This is a genomic window from Amycolatopsis sp. NPDC051071 (assembly GCF_040682875.1).
Classification (GTDB): domain Bacteria; phylum Actinomycetota; class Actinomycetes; order Mycobacteriales; family Pseudonocardiaceae; genus Amycolatopsis.
This window is the reverse complement of the sequence record NZ_JBFBBY010000311.1, coordinates 1-2,792: the sequence shown is the minus strand read 5'-3', so window position 1 is coordinate 2,792 and position 2,792 is coordinate 1. Positions and strand designations below refer to the sequence as shown.

Below are 2,792 nucleotides of genomic sequence, written 5' to 3'. Positions count from 1 at the left end.
CCTCGGCTCAGTCGAGGGAAGGGGGCCTTCACGCGCTTCCGGGGTTCACCAAGCGCGTCCGGGGCGGTACGCTGGGTGGCCGACCCGACCGAGCGGGGGTGGCCACCTCGTGGACTCCAAGGCGACCTTCCGGCAGATCTTCGCGGTCGGTGAACTGCGGGCGATCTGGTTCGCGGAACTCCAGTCGATCCTCGGCGACCAGGTGGCCAGGGTCGCGCTGTCGGTACTGGTGTTCGAGCGGACCCGGTCGGCGACCTGGCCCGCGCTGACGTACGCGCTCACCTACCTGCCCGACCTGATCGGCGGGCCGCTGTTCGGCGGGCTCGCCGACCGGTTCCCGCGTCGTGCGGTGATGGTCTGCTCCGACGTCGTCCGGGCGATCCTGGTCGCGGTACTCGCGATCCCCGGCATCCCGCTGCCCGTGCTCGCCGCCGTCCTCGTGGTGGTGCAGCTGGCCAACGCGCCGTTCAACGCCGCACAGGCCGCCGTCCTGCCTTCGGTGCTGAGCGGGGACCAGTACGTGCTCGGCCAGTCGCTGCTGAAGATCACCAACCAGCTCGGCCAGCTCGCCGGATTCGCCTTGGGTGGCGCGGTGATCGCCGCGGCCGGGACCGGCCGGGGGCTCGCACTGGACGCGGTGACGTTCGCGATCTCCGCGATCGTCCTGCGGCTCGGCGTCCACCTCCGGCCCGCGACCGGATCCGGCGGGCCCGCGACGTCGACGTTGCGGCGGCTTTCGGCCGGTGCCCGCACGATCTGGCGCGACCGGCGGCTGCGCGCGCTGGTCGGCCTGGCGTGGCTGGCGGGGTTCGTCATCGTGCCGGAGGGTCTCGCGGTGCCCTACGCGGCGGAGATCGGCGGCGGGGCGGTGACGGCGGGACTGCTGCTCGCGGCGCATCCGGCCGGGATCGTGCTCGGCGTGTTCGTCCTCGGCCGCCTCGTCCGGCCCGAAGCCCGGCTGCGGCTGGTCGGCGCACTGGCGCTGGGCGCGATCGCGCCGCTCGCGGCGTTCTGGTTCCGGCCCGCGCTCCCCTACGCCGCCGGGCTGCTCGTGCTGTCCGGGATGTGCGCGGCCTACCAGGTCACCGCGAGCACCACGTTCATGCGGCTGGTACCCGACACCGAACGAGGCCAGGCGTTCGGCCTCGCCGGGTCGGGACTCATCGCCGTGCAGGGAATCGGGCTGATCGCCGGCGGCCTGCTCGTCGGCGTACTCGGTTCACCCGCGACGACGGTCTCGGTCATCGCACTCGCCGGTCTCGTAGTGGCTGTTCCGGCCACCCGGGCATGGCGCCACGTGGCCCCGCTTCACCCCCTTTGACCGGAACCGGATGTTCACCAGTTCTGCCCGCGCATGGAGCTCACCCCCTCCAAGTCCCCGATCCGGTCACGCGTGGTGTCTCCACGCCTACCCATACAGCGTAGTGACACCTAGTATCCAACCGATTACGTTCGTGTCCGTGGCGCTAACGAATTGGGCGCTGTGGCGGCTACCCCACCGCGGTTTGATCGGCTTCGTCCTCCTGGTGGACGTCGTGGCGATCGCGGGACCCACCTGGTCTCTTCTCCGCGTCCCGGTCACTCCGGGCGACGCGGTCCCCTTCGCGGTCCTGCTCCTCAGCGTCGTGTTGTACACAGAGTTGTCACGCCCCGTGGAACGCGTGCGGGAACGATTCGCCGGTACACCGCACATTTCACTGGACAGCGTCTGGACGTTCGCCGCGGTCCTGCTGGTGCACCCCACGCTCGCCGCGCTGGTCATCGCCGTGTCGTTTTTCTACCGCTGGTTCCGCGGGCAGCCGAACCCGTTGTTCCGGCGGACGTTCTCCATGTCGGCGACCGTGCTCTCGGGTTTCGCGGCCGCCGCCTTCCTCGACCGGTACGCCGTCCCGTTCGCCGTCCTCCCCCGCGACGTCCGGTCGTTCGGCGTGGTCGTCGCGGCCGGTGGGGTCTTCCTGCTGGTCAACACCGTGCTGATGACCGTCGCGGTGTACTACGGCACCCCGCACGACCGGCTGCGCGACGCGCTGGCGAAGCCGTTCGAGTACGCGCTCGAAGCGGCGACGATCGCACTCGGCGTCGTGGTCGCGTGGGCGCTGCGGGACTGGCCGATGGTCCTGCTGCTGATCGTCGGGATCACGCTGGTGCTGCACCGCGGCGTGCTGCTGCGGCAACTGAAACGGCAGGCACGCAGTGACGCGAAGACCGGCCTGCTCAACGCCAAGGCGTGGCGCGACGCCGCGGCCGACGAACTCGACCGCGCGTGCCGCGCCGGACGGCACACCAGCCTGCTGATGCTCGACGTCGACCGGTTCAAACTGATCAACGACCGGCACGGGCATCTGATCGGCGACCGGTATCTGGCCGCCATCGCGGAAACCCTGCGCGCCGAGGTACGCGGGACCGATCTGGTCGGGCGGTTCGGCGGCGAGGAGTTCGTCGTCCTGCTGCCCGGCACGCCCGCCGTGCACGCGCACGCGATCGCGGAACGGATCCGGTCGAGTATCGCCTGCCGGGCGGACGGCCTTCCGGAGCACGTCACGGTGTCGATCGGTCTCGCCGACCGGCCGGGTGTGACCGACCTGGACGCCCTGATCGCGGTCGCGGACCGGGCCCTTTACGAGGCCAAGAACACCGGGCGGAACCGGACCTCCGGCTATCAGGTGACCGGCTGAACGGCTGAGCGCGTGTGTCCGTGTGTGTCCGTGTGTGTCCGTGTGTGTCCGTGTGTGTCCGTGTGTGTCCGTGTGTGTCCGTGTGTGTCCGTGTGTGTCCGTGTGTGTCCGTGTGTG

General features: G+C 70.6%; 2 protein-coding genes. Both read left to right on the top strand.

Going from position 1 to position 2,792, the window contains the following annotated elements:
• The first annotated feature begins 109 nt into the window (after nt 1-109).
• Entirely contained in the window at nt 110-1,321 is a 1,212-nt protein-coding gene (locus AB0M65_RS40635) for an MFS transporter (RefSeq protein ID WP_364040946.1), read from the top strand.
• A 139-nt stretch (nt 1,322-1,460) separates the two neighbouring features.
• A complete protein-coding gene (locus AB0M65_RS40630; RefSeq protein ID WP_364040943.1) occupies nt 1,461-2,675 on the top strand; it encodes a GGDEF domain-containing protein in 1,215 nt (404 codons plus the stop codon).
• Nucleotides 2,676-2,792: the final 117 nt, after the last annotated feature.